Raw genomic sequence first — 1,031 nt, forward strand, 5'->3', positions numbered from 1 at the left:
GCGCATGCTCGACATCCGCGACTGGCGCCCGGACCTTGGCGAGCACGGCAAGCTGCACGTCCGGTTCGGCAAGGGCAGCCGGAAACGCGGCCCGAAGCCTCGCCTCGTCCCGGCCATCAACTCGGTGGACAGCCTCGTGAGCTGGTGGCTGACCGATGTCCGTCACCAGTTCGGCGACGACTGGAGCAACCCTGACGCGCCGATGCTGCCCAGCGAGCGCCGCGACCCGTACACCGGATTGTGCGGCCGGATCGGTGACGACTCCCTGCGCAGGGGGTTGGCGAACGCGGTCGCGCTGTGGCTTCCGGACTGGTCGTGCCGACTCACCCCGCACGGCCTGCGGCACTACTGCGCGTCCTCGCTCTACCTGCGAGGCATGGACCTCAAGGCGATTCAGGAGGTCCTCGGACACGATTGGCTCTCGACCACGACCCGGTACGTCCATGTCCACGACGGTCACGTCGAACGGGCGTGGGAGGCCGCCAACGACCGGGTCAGCGCCCGGCTCCTGACCGGAGGGAAGTGACATCATGCGCTGGAACCTGCGGATGAAGGCCGCAGAGCGCGGAATCTGGAAGTCCGCCGAGATGCGGCGCCGCCTGGCGGAGGCCGGGCTCGACATCAGTGCCGGGAAGATGTCCGGGCTGTGGACCGGAACCCCCACCACGATCCGGCTTGACGACCTCGATGTGATCTGCGAAGTGCTCCAGTGCGAGCCCACCGACCTGCTGATCCGCGAGCCGGAGAAGGTCGCGCAGCGCCGCCCGGCCCAGCCCGAGGAGCAGAACGCCACCGCTCCTGCCGTGGTCCCCAGGCTGGGACGCAACCGTACGGCTCCTCCCGCATGACGAAGAAGTGCACCACTCCCCGGACCTGCCCCAAGTGCCGGAACAAGGCGGTGGCCAACGCCGGGTCGCGGTACTGCTACGACTGCCGGCCCGGCGGCCCTTTCACCCCGCCGCCGTGCCGGCGCTGCGGTACGACGGAGCATTACTACAGTGCCGGGCTGTGCCTGTGGTGCCACCCGGGTC

Annotated in this window: 2 protein-coding genes; both read left to right on the forward strand. The window is 69.4% G+C overall.

The annotated features are described in order from the left end of the window. Positions 1–526 (forward strand): tyrosine-type recombinase/integrase (locus D7231_RS35845; protein WP_242000101.1); only part of this gene is annotated, 526 nt, incomplete at its 5' end. Between the two features lie 4 nt (positions 527–530). After that, entirely contained in the window at positions 531–848 is a 318-nt protein-coding gene (locus tag D7231_RS35850) for a helix-turn-helix domain-containing protein (protein WP_120760569.1), read from the forward strand. The last annotated feature ends 183 nt before the right edge of the window (positions 849–1,031 follow it).

Origin of the sequence: Streptomyces klenkii (assembly GCF_003626645.1) — a bacterium.
Taxonomy (GTDB): Bacteria; Actinomycetota; Actinomycetes; order Streptomycetales; family Streptomycetaceae; genus Streptomyces; species Streptomyces klenkii.